Below are 16,873 nucleotides of genomic sequence, written 5' to 3'. Positions count from 1 at the left end.
AATGGAGGTGAACGGAACCCTTCTCCATACCCTCATGCACCCTCATGTACACATAACAAAAATCAAACCACCTTCAGCGACGGTTCGCGCATTTTCATCGCCTGACGTAGCAGAATGCCACCACAGGCTACCATTCCCCCGAGCAGCGCGGCGAGCAGCACAACGAGCGATTTGCCCGGGCCGTCTTTTTTCACCGGCATTGACGCGGAAAGCTGATACTTGAAGACCGGGAAGGTCACGTTTTCGATATTCAGTTTTTCCAGTTGCTCCAACACATATTCCCGGTTACGCAGATTGCCGTTCAGCTCAGAAACGTCAGCAATGGATTTCTCGATTTCAAGTTTACGGGCGATACCGTCAGCGCCGAGCGACACGGAGAAATCAGGGTCATCTTTTACCGCCTGGCCGTTGCTGAAAACCGGCTTCGAAATGCCAGCCGCTTTCGCCACTTCCAGTGAATAATTCAGGCGTTTAATTTTCGCTTCATGGAGATTGTTGAGTTTTGCCCGTTCAAGATCGAGCGCTTCTTTCTCGGTTTTGGTTTTCAGCGCCAGCGCGTTGCGTACGTCATCCATCGTCTGCTCAACAACCTGCTTTGCGACAAACTGAATGTAACCATCGAGAATGCTTTGCGCTTCCTGCGGATTGGGGGCGGTAAAACTCAGCGTCCAGGAGCTATAGGGTTGCGGATCGCTCTTTTTGTTGCTGCTGTCATCGACCGCTTTCATCTTCTCGGAAATTGCCACAATCGCCCGGTGGAGTTCCATTGGGTCAACCTGGGTGTTCTCAAACTGCTCCATGAGCATCGGTGTGGACTTGATGTACTCTTCCAGCAGCAACTGGGAACGGAATTTTTTGATAAACAGGCTGAACGCCTCGCCACGGTCGATGCTGGTATTCACATCAAGCACCTGCAGGTTAACCAGCGTCTGGCGCAGGGTGTTCCATTGCGTGGATTCCGCAGGGGTAATCACCGCGTTACTGGTCCACTTTTGCGGAAGCAGGAAAGAGACCAGAAGCCCGGCGAAGGCGAATCCCAGAACGCAGGACAGAATATGCCGCTTCGCACACCATAACGTATCAATGAGACTGAGAAGATCGATCTCCCCGGAACGCGAGGTTGCAGGCGGATAATGCGCAAATTCTGGAACGTTGCTTGATTTGATTTCCAATGAAGACATGGCAGATGAAAACTCTGATTAATTCCCTTAAGGTGCAAATAATATCTCATATCCAGAATAATCTGAATCGCTTTTTTTAATTCAAATCGCAGGCTACGAAAAATAGTAGTTATTTACGGGTTCTGGTCCAATGTCTCAGCAATTGAGATAAATTTTTGTTAAGCAAAAGAGAAATGCATGAATAATTCAAATTAATTCAATTAGTTATATAAATACCATTTATAATTGCTGTTTTTATCGCCTTTCCGCAATCCCTTGCGCCATACCCGTCGAAATGCAGATTCCGGTAATAGCATTCGTTAACTGAATATATTTTCCCCATTCACATTACCGAAATTGATAGCATTTAACACTACAGAAAAGGCATTAATAATATGACCTTTCAGGCACAAAAAAGGCGAAAAAAAACCCCCGCCACAGGCGAGGGTTGATGAGGCCGACGGGAAATTAGCGCGCCAGCCAGCCACCATCCACAGCGATGGTATAGCCGTTGATGTAGTCAGAAGCCGGAGAGGCTAAAAAGACAATCGGCCCTTTCAGATCGCTCGGCAGGCCCCAACGTCCGGCCGGAATACGGTCAAGGATTTCCGCACTGCGCTGCTCATCCGAACGCAGCTGTTGCGTATTGTTGGTTGCCATGTAGCCCGGCGCAATCGCATTAACGTTGATGCCATGTTTCGCCCACTCGTTTGCCAGCAGACGAGTTACACCCATCACCGCACTCTTCGATGCGGTATAAGACGGAACGCGGATGCCGCCCTGGAAGGAGAGCATGGAGGCGATGTTAATGATTTTGCCGCCTTTGCCCTGGGCAATGAACTGCTTCGCCACCGCCTGAGACATAAAGAACACCGTTTTGATGTTCAGGTTCATGACGTCGTCCCAGTCTTTTTCGCTGAAGTCGATGGCGTCCGTACGACGGATCAGGCCCGCGTTGTTGACCAGAATGTCGACATGGCCGAATTCAGCCACCGCGCGCTCCAGCAGTTCAGGCACGCGATCAATCGCACGCAGATCGGCGGTCAGGCTCAGGAAGCGACGCCCCAGCGCGGTAACGCGCTCAATGGTTTCAGTCGGCTCAACCAGGTTAATCCCGACGATGTCGCAGCCCGCTTCCGCCAGACCCAGCGCCATCCCCTGACCCAGACCCGTATCACAACCGGTCACGATGGCCACTTTTCCCTGCAGGGAGAAGTCATTCAAAATCATGTTATTCCTCACTCTTACTGCGCCTGCATTGCTCAGGCATGATTAAAACGTATCCTGCCTGCGACTAGCGCAGATCTTTTACCGCGACGTGGTCCATATCATCAAAGACCTGATTTTCGCCTACCATTCCCCAGATGAAGGTGTAAGCGCGGGTACCCACGCCGGAATGGATTGACCAGCTCGGGGAAATCACCGCCTGCTCGTTGTGCATCACGATGTGACGCGTCTCCTGCGGCTGCCCCATCATGTGGAACACGCAGGCATCATCGTCCATGTTGAAGTACAGGTACACTTCCATACGGCGTTCGTGGGTATGGCAGGGCATGGTATTCCACAGGTTGCCCGGCTCCAGCACCGTCAGGCCCATGCTGAGCTGGCAGGTTTCCAGTACATCCGGCACGAAATATTTGTTGATGGTGCGACGGTTGCTGGTGAGATTATCGCCAAGCGTGACGGGCGCAACGTCTGCCGGCGTCACTTTTTTGGTTGGATACGTCATGTGCGCCGGCGCGCAGTTGTAATAAAACTTTGCCGGTTTTGCGCGGTCAACGCTGGCGAAAACCACCTCTTTCGCGCCCTTGCCGACGTACAGCGCGTCGCGATGACCAATCTCGTAGCATTTGCCGTCAACAGTAATCGTGCCCGGGCCACCGATGTTGATCACGCCCAGTTCGCGGCGCTCAAGGAAGTAGCTGACACCCAACTGTTTACCGACTTCGCCACCAACAGAGACCGTTTTGCTGACCGGCATGATCCCACCGACGATGATGCGGTCGATGTGGCTGTAAACCATGGTGTATTCATCCGCGACAAATACTTTCTCAACTAAAAATTCGTCGCGCAGTCCCTGGGTATCAAGCGTTTTTGCATGCGCACTATGGATGCTTTGTCTGACGTCCACGTTCACCTCCAGAAAAGTGTTTTGTGATCGGATAAGCGAAATAAAACAGAGTTCCGCTTTGGATATGTCGCCATCCTACCCCTCCTGAAATGGGTTTTCAATTATAAATAAAACAACGTTTCAATTTTACCGATGAAGATTGTCAGAAATGCTGCATTGATCACGCCCTTGCGCTAAGGCGTAAAATTAATATCATAAAATACAATGCATTAGAATATCTTTGAAAAAATACGGTGGCGGCGAAAAAGGGTGCGGAAAAACAAAGTTCGGGCGCAGAACGCGATGAATTAGTGCGAGTTTATCAGGAATTTGCGCCGGGCATCACACAAAGTGAAACGGTGTTTTGATAAGTTTCGAGCTGATTGATTCCGTAGGGTTCATCGCGGAGATATCGTTGAGTAAGTGTTTCTGTAACTGGCCTTGCCCTCTTTTTAGAGGGCTTTTTTTTAGGGAATTATTCGCGTTCAACCGCCAGCGCCACGCCCTGTCCGCCGCCGATACACAGCGTGGCAAGACCTTTACGCGCATCCCGTTTCACCATTTCATGCACCAGTGACACCAGGATGCGGCAGCCGGAGGCGCCAATCGGGTGGCCCAGCGCAATAGCGCCGCCATTCACATTCACCCGCCGTTCGTCCCATTCCAACATTCTGCCGACCGAGATCGCCTGCGCCGCAAAGGCTTCGTTAGCTTCGATCAGATCAACGTCGTTAAGGTGCCAGCCTGCGCGTTCGAGGCAGCGGCGGGTGGCATGGACGGGGGCGATCCCCATCAGGGCCGGATCAACGCCGACGCTGGCAAAGGCGCGGATCCGCGCCAGTACCGGCAGATTCAGCTCCTGTGCTTTGCTTTCGCTCATCATCAGCACCGCCGCCGCGCCGTCATTAATCGACGAGGCGTTACCCGCTGTCACCGAACCACATTGTTCGAAAGCCGGTAACAACCGCGCCAGCCCCTCGGCGCTGGCATCGGTTTGTGGTTGTTCGTCGGTATCAATCAACCGTGGCGCGCCACGTTCCGGCGTGGTCATGACCGGTACGATCTCATCGCGAAAACGGCCGGAATCGATCGCCAGCCGGGCTTTTTGTTGCGAGCTGAGCGCCCAGGCATCCTGCAGTTCGCGGCTGATGCCGTATTCGCGCGCCAGGTTTTCCGCCGTAACGCCCATATGGTAGTCGTTGAACGCATCCCACAGGCCATCATGTACCAGGCTGTCGATAAGCTGGCTGTTGCCGAGTCGCGCACCGGTCCGGCTGTCAGTGAGCACATGCGGCGCGCGGCTCATGTTCTCCTGCCCGCCAGCGATGACCACATCCGCTTCGCCACACTGGATCGCCTGTGTCGCGAGATGCAATGCTTTCAGCCCCGAGCCACAGACATCGTTAATGGTGATGGCAGAAACGGTATTTGGCAGTCCGCCTTTGATGGCAGACTGACGCGCAGGGTTCTGCCCGGTACCGGCCGTCAGGACCTGACCCAGGATCACTTCATCGATAGTCGTGGGGGCGATTCCGGTACGCTCAACCAGCGCTTTCACCACCACGCTGCCCAGTTCAACGGCGGAATGGCGCGACAGCGCGCCCTGAAAACAACCGATGGGCGTTCGCAGCGCACCGACGATAACGACATCTTTCATCTCTACCTCAGCGCAAAAAACCTCCACCATAGTAGATGATTGTTATCAACTATTTTCGCAATTGTTTAAAAAAAGTGAGATTTATCACATGTCATCGATCCGTCGGCCACCGATACCGATCCGCTGCACGCGTTTTACACAAAACTATCCACCCATTCACCCCCTCAATTATGGTAAATTGCACTCCGTTTTTTTGGTTCGATGGTTGATACGTTCAAATAATGTCTAAGATTTGGTCTAAAGAAGAGACTCTCTGGAGTTTTGCCTTATATGGCACCGCTGTGGGGGCCGGCACGCTTTTCCTGCCCATTCAGCTTGGGTCCGCCGGGAGCCTTGTCCTGCTGATTACCGCGCTTGTCGCCTGGCCGCTGACGTACTGGCCGCACCGTGCACTGTGTCAGTTTATTCTCTCCTCAAACACGCCTGTTAATATCGGGATCACCGGCGCGGTGAGCCACTATTACGGCAAAAAAATCGGCAGTCTGATTACAACGCTTTATTTCATCGCCTTTTTCGTGGTGGTGCTGATCTACGCTGTCGCGATCACCAATTCACTCACTGAGCAACTGGCAAAACATCAGCCGGTCACTACCGCCGTGCGGGTGATGGTGAGCGCAGGCGTGGTGCTGGTGCTGAATCTGATCTTCCTGATGGGTCGCCACATCACCTTGAAAGTGATGGGTTTTCTGGTATTCCCGTTGATTGCCTATTTTCTGTTTTTGTCGCTCTGGCTGACCGGTAGCTGGCAGCCGCAATTGCTGGCAGGGCAGATGGAATTTACTGCGCACACGCTGCACCAGGTCTGGATCTCGATTCCCGTGATGGTTTTTGCTTTTAGCCATACGCCCATCATTTCCACTTTCGCTATTGATCGGCGGGAAAAATATGGCGATCAGGCCATGGGTAAATGCAAAAAAATCATGAAAGTGGCGTACCTGATCATCTGCCTGAGCGTGCTGTTCTTCGTGGTGAGCTGCCTGCTGTCGATTCCGGTGAACTACATCGAGTCGGCAAAACATGAAGGGGTGACTATCCTTTCCGCGCTGTCGATGATGCCGGACTCCCCCGGCTGGCTGGCGCTGTCGGGAATTATCGTGGCGGTGGTGGCTATGTCGAAATCGTTCCTCGGCACCTACTTTGGCGTGATTGAAGGCGCCAGCGAAATTGTCAAAACGTCACTTAACCCGTTTGGCGTGCATAAAAGCCGGGCGTTCAACCGCGCGGTTTCCATCCTGCTGGTTTCGGGGATCACCTTCGTGGTGTGCTGCATCAATCCGAACGCCATCTCGATGATTTACGCCATCAGCGGGCCGCTTATCGCCATGATCCTGTTTATCATGCCGACGCTTTCAACGTACCTGATCCCGTCGCTGAAGCCTTACCGCTCCGTGGGCAGCCTGATTACGCTTATCGTCGGCATTCTCTGCGTGTCGGTGATGTTCTTCGGTTGACCGCTGTCGTGGCGGCGTCCTGCCGCCACGCACATCTTCGGTTACACTCCCTGGTACCCTTTCCTGCCATCGGCGCGTTACACTGTCAGCCAGCTGTCTGTCGGTTCACATCCTGAGAGGAGTTACCATGTCGAGCGTGAAAAAATCTGGTACGTATATTTTGGGCGATCGTGAAGTGTATCGCCTGGGCTATGGCGCGATGCAACTGGCAGGACCTGGCGTATTTGGTCCGCCGAAAGACCCCGGGATGGCGGTGAAAGTATTACAGGCGGCGGTGGAAGCCGGTGTTAACCATATTGATACGTCTGACTTTTACGGTCCGCACGTCACCAACCAGCTGATTCGCAAGGCGCTGCATCCTTATCCGGCGTCGCTGTGCATCGTCACGAAAGTCAGCGCCCGCCGCAATGACAAAGGCGACTGGATCCCCGCCATGTCACCCGCCGAACTGACGCAGGCTGTGGAAGATAATCTGCGGAACCTGGGTCTTGAGGCGCTGGACGTGGTGAATCTGCGCAGCATGCTTGATGTTCACGGCCCGGCTGAGGGACCGCTGGAAGAGCCGCTGGATACGCTGATCACCCTGAAGAAACGCGGGCTGATTCGCCATATCGGGCTCAGCAACGTGACGGCAAAACAGGTAGCAGATGCGCAGAAAATGACGCCTGTCGCCTGTGTGCAGAACTTCTACAACGTGGCGAACCGTCAGGACGACGCACTGATTGATGCGCTGGCCGCGCAGAATATTCCTTACGTGCCGTTCTTCCCGCTCGGCGGCTTTACGCCGTTGCAGTCCGGGGAGTTGAATGAGGTGGCGGCGAAGCTTGGCGCGACGCCGATGCAGGTGGCGCTGGCGTGGCTGTTGCAGCGTTCGCCTAACATCCTGTTGATACCGGGGACGTCGTCGCTGGGGCATCTGCAGGAAAACCTGGCGGCGGCCGATCTCCAGCTACCGGACTGGGCATTAACCGCACTGGATAACATCAAACCGTAAACCCAGGGCGCTCAACTGGCGAGCGCCCGAAACCCGTTCAGGTTTTTATAGAGCTGCGCGCTGTTGCGAAAGCCGAGCTTGCGAATGGCGCGCATCTTGTGGCCCTGAGCGGTTTTATAGTTAATCTCCAGCTGTTGCGAGGCCCGGCGAATATCCGCATCCTGCAACAGCAGCCGCAGAATGCTTTTTTCCATTTGCGTAAGGCGCCCGCGTTCCGCTGTCGGGGCATCGCCATACGGTCGGTACTGATTCACCACCAGTTGCAGCAGCGTTTCGTGCAACTGAACCAGGCGAACGTTATCCGTCACGATCAGGCAGTTTTCCAGCAACAACAACTCCGGCACCAGGGTTTCATGCTGACGCCTGAGCAGCAGCGCGACCTGTTTTTCGGCAAACCCGTCGACATGATTATTCAGCCAGAGGATCTTTTCGGTGGGCGTGTAATCATTCCCCAGAAGATTAATAAACAGCGGCGCCGTTGGATAAACCCGTAAAGCAAATTGCAGCGCAGCCATTGAACAGACAAATACCGGTTCGAGGCCGGAAACGGCAATAGCAGACTGGAGACCGGCGCCGGTAAAATCCATGGTGCTCCAGACGATAATTTGTTTCATCAATATCATTTCTAACGACGGCGGAAACCGCCGCGCCAGCGATTACAACCGACGCAGACGCTTCTCTTCAAGGAGTAATTTGACGATGATATTGTCCAGCTTGCGCAGCGTATTCTCGTTCATACGCTTAAACTGGCACGAGAGATGAATATAAAATCGCTCACTCTCATCGTCGGCTATTTCTTTAATACGTTTGACATTAATCACATGGAGATCAGACACTATCGTGCCGATATCACCAAAATCAAACACGGCATTGCGTAATGTGCTGCCGCACAATGAGGCGACACGCTCGTCGTCCTCGACAATAAGCGCACAACCACCGTGGGAAATATCCTTAATATTATAGTGGTATTGCACTCCATTATTAAACTTACCACTGCAGTAAAACTGATGTTTATTGGCAAGGAACAGGCGCAAGTGTTTTCGCCGCTGGGTGATATTTATCTCATTGGGAAACCTGATGTATAAGTAGTTGATGCCATTGCTGGTAATCGTTTTCGCTTTGCCGGTTTTGAATTCATATTTGGCGTTATAATCGTGAATCGCAAAGCTGAGCGTACGCCCCTCTTTGAACAACTCTTCATGCCACGGGATTAAAAACCCTGCGGAGTCTAACCGCAGAATACGGGTGGCGAGGGTCCGCGCTTTCGCCCGGACATCCACGCGACTGCCCTTTTTCATGGCTTCGCGCAATATCGCAATAATTTCAAACAGACCCTGCTTAACCCAGGCGTCATCCATTTTGTCATTATCCTTTAGATACCAGTATCAAGCACTACTCGTCTGCTTGTGTTATGGAGCAAAAAAAGAGGCAATTAACGATGCTAAAAAATAAAGAAAATAATTTCCGTAGCGGAAATAAAATAATCGGCGAGCGGCAATCAGACGTCACATATTAAGTAATGGCGGCATAGTAGCAGAAAATATCTGCCGTCATGATTGCTTGTGCCTATCGATTCAGGAACTACGATTGATATCAATCGATTAACGACAATGCGAATGGTTATTCATTATCGCTGCACCGCAAAATAATCCGGCAAATAAATGTCCGAAATGTGCATAAAGTAAAAGACATGTTTCATGCCAGGCACAAATCAACAACAGCAGTCATTGCATTGAGCGATTAATTCCTGAAAATCGAATCGTCAAAACAATCAATCTAAGAAAATTCTTAATGTAAATTCCTCCCGCCCAATCAGTCCATGCGGACATTTTTCTAAACCAGTACATGGAGTCAAAATGAATAAGATTTTGCTGCCCGCTGCTGCGCTGATCCTGTCAGCAACAGCGATGAACGCCTATGCAGCCAATGGTAAGGTTGAATTCACCGGTGAAATCGTGAAATCCACCTGTAATGTGGTCTCCGGCGATCAGGATAAACAGGTTTTCATCGGTAAATACCCGACGACCGCTTTTGCCAACATTGGCGACGTGACAGCGTCTAAAGCTTTCACCATCAGTCTGGAGAAATGCGAACAGGGTGATTACTCCCTGCGTTTTGACGGCCAGACTGTAGCAGGCAACCCGAACCTGCTGTCTGTGGATCAGGCGAAAGGCGTGGGTATCGAGATCCTCGATAACAACGAGAAAATTATCCCGATCAACCAGACCGCTGGCAACGACACAGCGTGGGTCACGATTACTCCGTCCTCACAGAACGCCAGCGATGGCACCGCGACCTTTAACCTCAAAGCACGCTACAAATCTTTCGACCAGGTGGTTGAAGCGGGTACCGCGAACGCCAACGCCAACTTTACCATCGAATACAAATAAGCCACGGAACTGTGCATTCGGACCAGGGATGGTCTGCGCTTTTAACGGAATTGAGTCAATGAAAAAGCAACTGGCATCACTTTTATTTCTTGTGTCTTTACAGGCCTCGGCAGGTATTCAGGTCGATGAAACCCGGGTTATTTATAACGGCAATGAAAAATCCGCAGCCCTGTCTATTCATAATGACACGGACGAAACCTGGATGGTGCAGACCTGGCTTGATACCGGCGATGCCAGCAAAACGCCGAATAATTTACCCATGCAGGTTGTTCCCCCCATTCTGAAACTGGCCGGAAATAAAGACGCTATTTTGCGCTTTATCTATTCCGGCAGCGGATTACCGGCCGATCGTGAAACGGTTTACTGGATTAACGTGCAGGAAATTCCGCCATCGGCAAAACAAGAAAACGTGCTGCAAATTGCCGTCAGAACCCGCGTCAAATTATTTTATCGCCCGGCATCCATTAACACCACGCTGCTGAAAGAGGCGCAGGCACTGCGCTGGAGCAAACAGGGAAATACGCTGCGCGTGACCAACAATGGTCCGCTGCATGTGACGTTCGGCGTGGTGACGCTGAAAGGTAATGGCAACAAAACCTGGAAAGTCGATGCGGATATGGTCAAGCCAAACGGCACGCTGAATATTCCATTGCCTGCTGGCGCCAGTGCGGCAACCAGCCTGTCGTTCAGCTTTATCAACGACTATGGCGGTCATACCGACGTTAAAGACGCCCGCATTCAATAATTCAGCTTAGGGATGAACTCAATGGCACGCGCTCAAAAAATGGCGACGTCACCACGACGTCTGGCTTCCCGCATCCGCTGTACGCTGTATGTTTCAGCGATGCCATGGTTAGTGACGCCCTTTTCTTACGCGGAAGAACAGTTCAATACCTCGTTTATTCACGGTGAAGATAACGTCGCGCTGGTGAAAGATCTGGCCAATGGCGATGATATTTTGCCGGGGCGTTATCCGTTCGATATCTATATCAACCAAAAACGCGTCGACCACCGTGAAATTGAATTTAAAAAGCGCCAGCCAGATGCGCCAGGCACATTTTGCCTGAGCGCGGATGATTATCGCGAATATGGCGTTCTGCTGCCGGACGCAGCAGACAGCGACGCCTGCTACGACATCGTTAAACATATTCCCGGCAGTACGCTCAGCTGGAACGCCGGCCTGCAGGAGCTGGATATTTCCGTTCCGCAAACCCACATGGAGCCGCGTCCGCAAGGGGCTATCTCGCCCCGCATGTATGACGACGGCATTAACGCCGCCTATGTGAACTACACCTTCAGCGGCGATCACAGCCGTTATACCGATGGCGGCAGCACCCGCCAGGGCGACTACGCGTTTCTCTCCCTGAACAACGGGGCAAACCTCGGCGCGTGGCGTTTTCGCAATAACTCGACGCTCTCCAAACAACCGGGGCAAAACGAGGAGTGGCACTCCGTCTCCAGTTGGGCGGAAACCGACATTGTGCCGTGGCGCAGCCGTTTGCAGATTGGTCAGAGCAATACCAGCAACGACGTGTTCGACAGTTTCCAGTTCCGCGGCGTGCAAATCGCCAGTATTCCCGAAATGCTGCCGGATAGCCTGCGCGGCTATGCCCCGGTGGTGCGCGGCGTGGCGAACACCAACGCGCGTGTTGAAGTGCGCCAGAACGGCTATACGGTTTACAGCACCATGGTGCCACCCGGCCCGTTTGCGCTTACCGATATCTACCCGAGCACGCTGAGCGGCGATCTGGCGGTGACGGTTATCGAAGCGGACGGCGCGCGCCACAGCTTTTCCGTCCCCTATTCATCCGTACCGAACATGCTGCGCGAAGGGATGTGGGAGTATCAGTTCACCGCCGGGAAATACCACGACGGCACCAGCCGCTATCAGCCGCAATTTGTGCAGGGCACTTTTTCGCACGGCATGCGTTATGACCTGACGCCGTACGGCGGTCTGCTGTTTGCCGAACATTATCGCTCCGGCGTGCTCGGCGTCGGCTCAAACCTCGGTGTGCTGGGCGCCGCCTCGGTGGATGCCGCCTGGTCAGATACCGATCTGGCCTCTGGCGACAGCAAGCGCGGGGCGAGTTTCCGTTTTCTCTACGCCAAAGCGCTGAACGAACTGGGAACCGAATTTCAGCTTGCCGGTTACCGCTATTCCACCTCCGGCTATTACGACTTTTCGGACGCCATTGCCGAGCGCGCAAGCTGGGCCAACGGCTTCTACCGCACGCAGTATTACGATCAAGATAACAACCCGAACGGCCTGCCGGACTGGGCAAACCAGCAACGCAAGTATTACGACACGCAGCGCTACAACAACAAGCGCCAGCGCATTCAGCTGTCGGTGAACCAGCACATCGCCGGCGCCTCGCTGTACGCCATCCTCAGCCGTCAGAACTACTGGGGTACCTCGGCCTACGACCGCACTGTGCAGACCGGCTTCAGCAGCACCTGGAGCAATGTCAGTTACAGCGTGTTTTACCAGAACAGCCGCAGCAACTACGGCTACAGTGACAACAGCGTAAACCTCAACCTGTCGATTCCGTTCAGCGTCTTTGACCACAACCGCGATATGACGCTGAGCGCCAACCTCACCCACAGCAAGCAGAGTGGCGATGGTTACAGCACTGGCCTGAGCGGCACACTGCTGGATGACAACCGCATGAATTATTTCCTCCAGACCGGACATACGCAGCATGGCGGCGACACCAGCCTGGCGAATCTCGGTTATCAGGGCAGCGCAGGCAATATTGACGTCGGTCACAGCTACAACGCGCGTTATCAGCAGACCTCACTGAACGTGGCGGGCGGCGTGGTAATGCATGCGGGCGGCGTTACCCTGTCGCAGCCGTTGCAGAACACCTTCGTGCTGGTTGAGGCCAAAAACGCGCAGGGCGTGCGTCTGGAAAACCAGCCGGGCGCCGCCATCGACCGCTTCGGTTACGCCGTGCAGACCTCCGCGATGCCATACCGCCACAACCGTGTCGCGCTGCGCACCTCGGATATCGGCAATGGTCTTGACATCCCGCTGGCGGCGAAAGACATCGTCCCGACCCAGCGCGCGATCGGCAAAGTGGTGTTTGAAACCCATACCGGCCAGAGCCTGCTTATTCACAGCACGCTCGATAACGGCGAGTCGCCGCTGATTGGCGCGACCATTTTCAATGCCCAGGGCAGCAGCATTGGTATCGTCGGCACCCAGGGGAAAGCGTATGTCTCTGGCGTCGAAAGCGGCGAGAAACTGCGAATGAAATGGGGCGATAACGCCGGGCAGTCCTGCATGATGACCGTGCCGCCGTTGCCGCCTGTGGATACTGATAAACCGGGTGGTTATCAGGAAGTCACCCTGACCTGCAGCATAAAATAAAGGAACCTTGATGATGCGATTCACGCAAAAACTCTCCCGGCCAGGGCTTATCCTGTTAACCCTGCTCGCCGCCTCGCTGCCACTGAAAAGCTTCGCGCTCTCCTGCAAAGAAGCAGGCACCAATAGCGTGAAGCAGGTCATTACGCTGGACAAACCAATTGTGGTGTCAACCTCCAGCCTGACGGCAGGGTCACTGCTGTGGCGTTCGCAAATCTTCACGTCGACCTTTAAATGCGAAGACACCGACGGCTACCCGAAAGGCGAAGATGCTTATCTGTACTGGGATCCAACCACCCTGATGCAGTCGATCCATAAATCGCTGGAAGTGGGCGTCACCTACCATAGCGTGGACCATAAACCGTCGCCGTCGGCGAAAACGCTGGTCGGCCCGGGCACCACCTGCCGCCCGAACGGCTTTGGCGGTTGTCGATCGCCCGCGCAATCCCAGACAGTCACGGTAGAATATTCGGTCTATATCAAAGCCACCGGTCAGCAGCCGCCGCAGAACGGGCAGATCACGGATAACGCGCAGTATGCGCTGTTCCAGGTTGATGGCGTCGGCGGGCTCAACAGCCGTCCCAACAGCAACTTCCGCGCTTACATCGCCGGGCTGGGTAATATCCGTTTTATCTCCTGCAATCCGCAAGTCACCGTGGTCGCCAACAACGGTACGGTGGTGAATTTCGGCAAGATCCCGGCGCGTAACGCGGTGACCGGGAAAATCGAAAAACAGGTGCCGTTCTCGGTACAGGCAAACCTGACCGGCGCCGGGCAGGACTGTCAGGGGCAGACGCTGATGGCAAGTTTCAGCACCACCTATCCGACGCAGGACACCACCACTATTCTGCCAACCACCAACAGCGGTTTTGGGATTTTGATTTCACCGGCGGATAACCCCACCAGTTGGATCCCGCTGAAAACGCCGGTGCCGCTGGGCTACGTTAATGGCAGCGTGATTAGCACCAACTTTCTGGCCAGCCTGAAATGGCTGAGCGCAACGCCGAAAGAGGGGGTGTTCAATGCCTCCGCCAATATCGATGTGACGTTCAAATAACCGAAGACGCGTCAGGAAATCATCATGATGATCAGTAAACCTACCGGGATGCGCTACGTTTTTCAGCCGATGTTTAATCGTGAAGGAAAGCTGATCGCCGTGGAGTGCCTTTCGCGGCTCGATCCGCTGAAACACAGCGGTTTTTCACAAGTTGAGCAATTTTTTAGCGCCGCCTCCCCCGGTCTGCGTCAGGACATTTTGCTGGAGCAAATCGCGCTGGTTCGCCGCCACCAGGCGTGGTTTCAGCGTCACGACGTGATGGTGACGCTGAACATCGACGAACAAACGCTGATGGTGCTGGATAATGACTTTGTCGCCGAATGCGTGAGCGAACTGCATTGCCTGCATTTTGAGATCAACGAGTTCTCCGGCACGCTGATCAAACACAGCCCGGTCACCCGGGCGATCAGCGAAAAGTACTCGTTCTGGCTGGATGATTTCGGCGCCGGTTACGCCGGATTCAGCGCACTGGCGGTGCAGCCCTTCCGCTTTATCAAAACCGACAAATGCCTGCTGTGGAGCCTGTTTGAGAAAAAGAACGGCCAGGAGTTGATGTCTTCCCTGCTGCGTTTTTTCAGCGCTAATCAGCATCAGGTGATTGTGGAGGGCGTCGAAACGCCCGCCCATCGCCAGTGGCTTGAAGAGATGCCCTGGTTTGCGCTGCAAGGGCTGCTGTGGCGGGAGAGTAGCATTGAAACCCTGATGTCGCATATGCCCGCCCCGCCACTGCTGAAGCACGTTGGTTACGCGTTTACCTCCAGCGCGCAGGAATAGCCCGAACGCGCTTCTTCAACGCGCAGCGTGCCGTTCTCCCACCCCACGCAAATCTCGCCGCTGCCGGTAAAATCGAACACGCAGACGTGAACGATACGGCGCTGCGAGGCCCGCAGGATCACGTACGCCAGATCCGAGGTTGACGGATTATCGGGACCGCGCGCCTGAATTAACGTCGTCTCACCGCCGGAAAAACAGTGCACGTGCAGTGGTGTGGCGGCGGCGTAAAAGAGATCGGCGGCACCCGTCAGTGGCGTCTGACGGATAGTCTGGACATGCGGAAAACAACACCCCGCTGTGCTGTCACCCGCAGGCGCGGCGTTGAGATGCCACACCGAATCCACCTGCTGCTGATGCGGGTTATCGACTTCGTGCACATCAATCAGCCAGCGATCCGTCACCACCACATGGCGGCGAAAGCTCACATCCTGATACGCCGCATCATCCCATTCGACACGGGTTTTGCTGTCCGGCATGGTGATTGGCTGCCGCCAGTCCACCTCAGCCACCAGGCGAGCTTCCGCACTGTTTTCTGCCCAGTTGACGACCTGCGGATTCGACGGCGGCTGATTTTTCCCGTTCACGCACAGCGTACTATGAGAAAAGGTGTTTTTGTAATAGCCATAATGCAGCGGCGCGCCGTAGCCGGTGGTGCCGAGATCGGGCAGGAGCGGTTTACCATCACGGTAGACGATCAGATCCAGGCTGGCGTAATGATCGTGCTCACCACCGTAGGGCAGATGGTTGATGCACACCGCATCTCCCGGCGTGGTGCGGATGAGGGTTAAACCGAGATCCGGCGCATGCAGATGCCCTTCCGGCGGTTGTAAATGTTGCTCCGGTAGCGCCACGCCGTAAAACAGCGCGTCGATGTTATCGCGCGGGCGGGTGCTGTACAGCCACGACAGCAGCGCGCCATATTCCGGTTCGCGATAAACCTGCCAGGCGAATTCGTAGATATCCGGGTGACCTGGCCGCTCCTGCCCTTTCACGCAATCGTTGATGGCCGGAAACGTCATGTCAGGCAGCAGCAGTTGTAGCGGCACGCTCAGCATCCGGCGATACCAGGGCTTATCCAGCAGGCTGTAGCGGCTTCCCTGCGCCACCTTTTCGAAAGCAAAAAAGGCTTCCAGCGCGTAGTAGTGATAATGAACCGATCCCTCAAACCACAACCCGCCCGCCGACAGGGCATGCTCCAGTTGATACTGCAGGCCGTACGGGCTCCTGACGGCGAAATCGAGATAACGATCGTTTCCCAGCACCGCGCCGATGATGCCGATGGTGGCACCGATCTTTACTTCGTGGTTGTGGATCTGATTGCAGCGATGAGCCATCAGAAACTCTGCGCCGCAGCACAGCAACCGTTCCGCGATGTAGCGCTCCTGCGTTTGGGTCAGTTGCCCGCGGATGATGTCAAACCCGCGGGCAAAATCGGCGTGGCAGTTCGCCTCGCACAACGTCTGGGCATTGGCCTTGCCCGGCCCGTTATAGGGAATACCGCCATGTTCTTCGTAGTCCGGGTAAAACTGCGCGTAGCGCATCAGAAGTGCGACCACCTTCTCCAGCCAGCGGGGATCGTCGGTCAGCAGCCAGAGCACCGCCAGTTCGTAGCAGGCTCTGGCATTAAGTCCGTTCAGCCAGCGCCACCAGGCGCCGTCGTACGGTTCTCCGGAAAACGTCGCGCCATCGATGGGGCAGCGATGCCGCCCCGGTGAATGACGATCCCAGATCAGCCGGACGCTGTGGTTCGGGCAGAAAAAGTAGTGATTCCAGGTCGCGCAACCCGTTTCCGGGACCAGAATGTCGTTATCAATCACCTCCCGGTTACGGGCGATCAACGCGTTGACGATTTCCGGCGTCACGCGCTGGCGCGCTAACTGGATCTGCGCATCGGTAAATTGTTTCATCCCTGT

Annotated in this window: 14 protein-coding genes; 7 read left to right on the top strand and 7 right to left on the bottom strand. The window is 54.5% G+C overall.

All coding sequences use genetic code 11. The annotated features are described in order from the left end of the window. Window positions 1-62: 62 nt before the first annotated feature. From wzz(fepE) to QMG90_RS05165, 4 genes are all read right to left on the bottom strand, one after another. On the bottom strand, window positions 63-1,181 hold the full coding sequence (wzz(fepE), locus tag QMG90_RS05180; RefSeq protein ID WP_283282880.1) for an LPS O-antigen length regulator Wzz(fepE): 1,119 nt from the start codon (window positions 1,179-1,181) through the stop codon (window positions 63-65). A 447-nt stretch (window positions 1,182-1,628) separates the two neighbouring features. Then, window positions 1,629-2,390 carry a 2-dehydro-3-deoxy-D-gluconate 5-dehydrogenase KduD gene (gene kduD, locus QMG90_RS05175; protein WP_283282879.1) on the bottom strand — a complete coding sequence of 254 codons (762 nt, stop codon included), beginning with the start codon at window positions 2,388-2,390 and terminating at the stop codon, window positions 1,629-1,631. A 64-nt stretch (window positions 2,391-2,454) separates the two neighbouring features. After that, window positions 2,455-3,291, bottom strand: a complete 837-nt coding sequence (kduI, locus tag QMG90_RS05170; RefSeq protein WP_054177570.1) for a 5-dehydro-4-deoxy-D-glucuronate isomerase — start codon at window positions 3,289-3,291, stop codon at window positions 2,455-2,457. A 454-nt stretch (window positions 3,292-3,745) separates the two neighbouring features. Beyond that, the gene (locus QMG90_RS05165) at window positions 3,746-4,927 is read right to left on the bottom strand and encodes an acetyl-CoA C-acetyltransferase (protein WP_283282878.1); all 1,182 of its coding nucleotides are present in this window, start codon (window positions 4,925-4,927) and stop codon (window positions 3,746-3,748) included. Between the two features lie 221 nt (window positions 4,928-5,148). On the opposite strand from QMG90_RS05165, the gene QMG90_RS05160 reads away from it, so the two are divergent. Next, window positions 5,149-6,378: an amino acid permease gene (locus tag QMG90_RS05160; protein WP_283282877.1), complete on the top strand. Its 1,230-nt coding sequence runs from the start codon at window positions 5,149-5,151 to the stop codon at window positions 6,376-6,378. Between the two features lie 127 nt (window positions 6,379-6,505). Beyond that, window positions 6,506-7,372 carry an aldo/keto reductase family oxidoreductase gene (locus QMG90_RS05155; RefSeq protein ID WP_283282876.1) on the top strand — a complete coding sequence of 289 codons (867 nt, stop codon included), beginning with the start codon at window positions 6,506-6,508 and terminating at the stop codon, window positions 7,370-7,372. Between the two features lie 11 nt (window positions 7,373-7,383). Here QMG90_RS05155 and QMG90_RS05150 read toward each other — a convergent pair whose 3' ends face one another. Both QMG90_RS05150 and QMG90_RS05145 read right to left on the bottom strand, forming a co-directional pair. After that, window positions 7,384-7,986, bottom strand: coding sequence for a helix-turn-helix transcriptional regulator (locus QMG90_RS05150; protein WP_283282875.1), 603 nt, complete (start codon window positions 7,984-7,986; stop codon window positions 7,384-7,386). Window positions 7,987-8,028: 42 nt separating this feature from the next. After that, a complete protein-coding gene (locus tag QMG90_RS05145) occupies window positions 8,029-8,730 on the bottom strand; it encodes a flagellar brake protein (RefSeq protein WP_283282874.1) in 702 nt (233 codons plus the stop codon). Window positions 8,731-9,228: 498 nt separating this feature from the next. Between QMG90_RS05145 and QMG90_RS05140 the strand changes: the two genes are divergently transcribed. The 5 genes from QMG90_RS05140 to QMG90_RS05120 are packed head-to-tail and all read left to right on the top strand — an operon-like array spanning window position 9,229 to window position 14,960. Beyond that, a complete protein-coding gene (locus QMG90_RS05140) occupies window positions 9,229-9,762 on the top strand; it encodes a fimbrial protein (RefSeq protein WP_283282873.1) in 534 nt (177 codons plus the stop codon). 58 nt (window positions 9,763-9,820) lie between these two features. Next, window positions 9,821-10,507 carry a fimbrial biogenesis chaperone gene (locus QMG90_RS05135; RefSeq protein ID WP_283282872.1) on the top strand — a complete coding sequence of 229 codons (687 nt, stop codon included), beginning with the start codon at window positions 9,821-9,823 and terminating at the stop codon, window positions 10,505-10,507. Window positions 10,508-10,528: 21 nt separating this feature from the next. Next, window positions 10,529-13,132, top strand: coding sequence for a fimbria/pilus outer membrane usher protein (locus QMG90_RS05130; protein WP_430381673.1), 2,604 nt, complete (start codon window positions 10,529-10,531; stop codon window positions 13,130-13,132). 13 nt (window positions 13,133-13,145) lie between these two features. Beyond that, window positions 13,146-14,186, top strand: a complete 1,041-nt coding sequence (locus QMG90_RS05125; RefSeq protein ID WP_419098056.1) for a fimbrial protein — start codon at window positions 13,146-13,148, stop codon at window positions 14,184-14,186. 24 nt (window positions 14,187-14,210) lie between these two features. Further along, window positions 14,211-14,960 (top strand): EAL domain-containing protein, encoded by a 750-nt coding sequence (locus QMG90_RS05120; protein WP_283282870.1) that lies wholly within the window; start codon window positions 14,211-14,213, stop codon window positions 14,958-14,960. Here QMG90_RS05120 and QMG90_RS05115 read toward each other — a convergent pair. Then, window positions 14,930-16,867, bottom strand: a complete 1,938-nt coding sequence (locus tag QMG90_RS05115; protein ID WP_283282869.1) for a heparinase II/III domain-containing protein — start codon at window positions 16,865-16,867, stop codon at window positions 14,930-14,932. The genes QMG90_RS05120 and QMG90_RS05115 overlap by 31 nt on opposite strands. Window positions 16,868-16,873: the final 6 nt, after the last annotated feature.

Origin of the sequence: Trabulsiella odontotermitis (genome assembly GCF_030053895.1) — a bacterium.
Classification (GTDB): domain Bacteria; phylum Pseudomonadota; class Gammaproteobacteria; order Enterobacterales; family Enterobacteriaceae; genus Trabulsiella; species Trabulsiella odontotermitis_C.
The sequence above is the reverse complement of the archived record's forward strand: the minus strand, read 5'-3'. Positions and strand labels throughout refer to the sequence as shown.

Excerpts from the sequence above, each read along its gene's own strand:
- QMG90_RS05140 (WP_283282873.1), top strand. The coding sequence starts at position 9,229 with ATGAATAAGATTTTGCTGCCCGCTGCTGCGCTGATCCTGTCAGCAACA.
- QMG90_RS05135 (WP_283282872.1), top strand. The coding sequence starts at position 9,821 with ATGAAAAAGCAACTGGCATCACTTTTATTTCTTGTGTCTTTACAGGCC.
- QMG90_RS05115 (WP_283282869.1), bottom strand. The coding sequence starts at position 16,867 with ATGAAACAATTTACCGATGCGCAGATCCAGTTAGCGCGCCAGCGCGTG.
- QMG90_RS05160 (WP_283282877.1), top strand. The coding sequence starts at position 5,149 with ATGTCTAAGATTTGGTCTAAAGAAGAGACTCTCTGGAGTTTTGCCTTA.
- QMG90_RS05120 (WP_283282870.1), top strand. The coding sequence starts at position 14,211 with ATGATGATCAGTAAACCTACCGGGATGCGCTACGTTTTTCAGCCGATG.
- QMG90_RS05155 (WP_283282876.1), top strand. The coding sequence starts at position 6,506 with ATGTCGAGCGTGAAAAAATCTGGTACGTATATTTTGGGCGATCGTGAA.
- QMG90_RS05125 (WP_419098056.1), top strand. The coding sequence starts at position 13,146 with ATGCGATTCACGCAAAAACTCTCCCGGCCAGGGCTTATCCTGTTAACC.
- QMG90_RS05145 (WP_283282874.1), bottom strand. The coding sequence starts at position 8,730 with ATGGATGACGCCTGGGTTAAGCAGGGTCTGTTTGAAATTATTGCGATA.
- QMG90_RS05150 (WP_283282875.1), bottom strand. The coding sequence starts at position 7,986 with ATGAAACAAATTATCGTCTGGAGCACCATGGATTTTACCGGCGCCGGT.
- QMG90_RS05165 (WP_283282878.1), bottom strand. The coding sequence starts at position 4,927 with ATGAAAGATGTCGTTATCGTCGGTGCGCTGCGAACGCCCATCGGTTGT.
- kduD (WP_283282879.1), bottom strand. The coding sequence starts at position 2,390 with ATGATTTTGAATGACTTCTCCCTGCAGGGAAAAGTGGCCATCGTGACC.
- QMG90_RS05130 (WP_430381673.1), top strand. The coding sequence starts at position 10,529 with ATGGCACGCGCTCAAAAAATGGCGACGTCACCACGACGTCTGGCTTCC.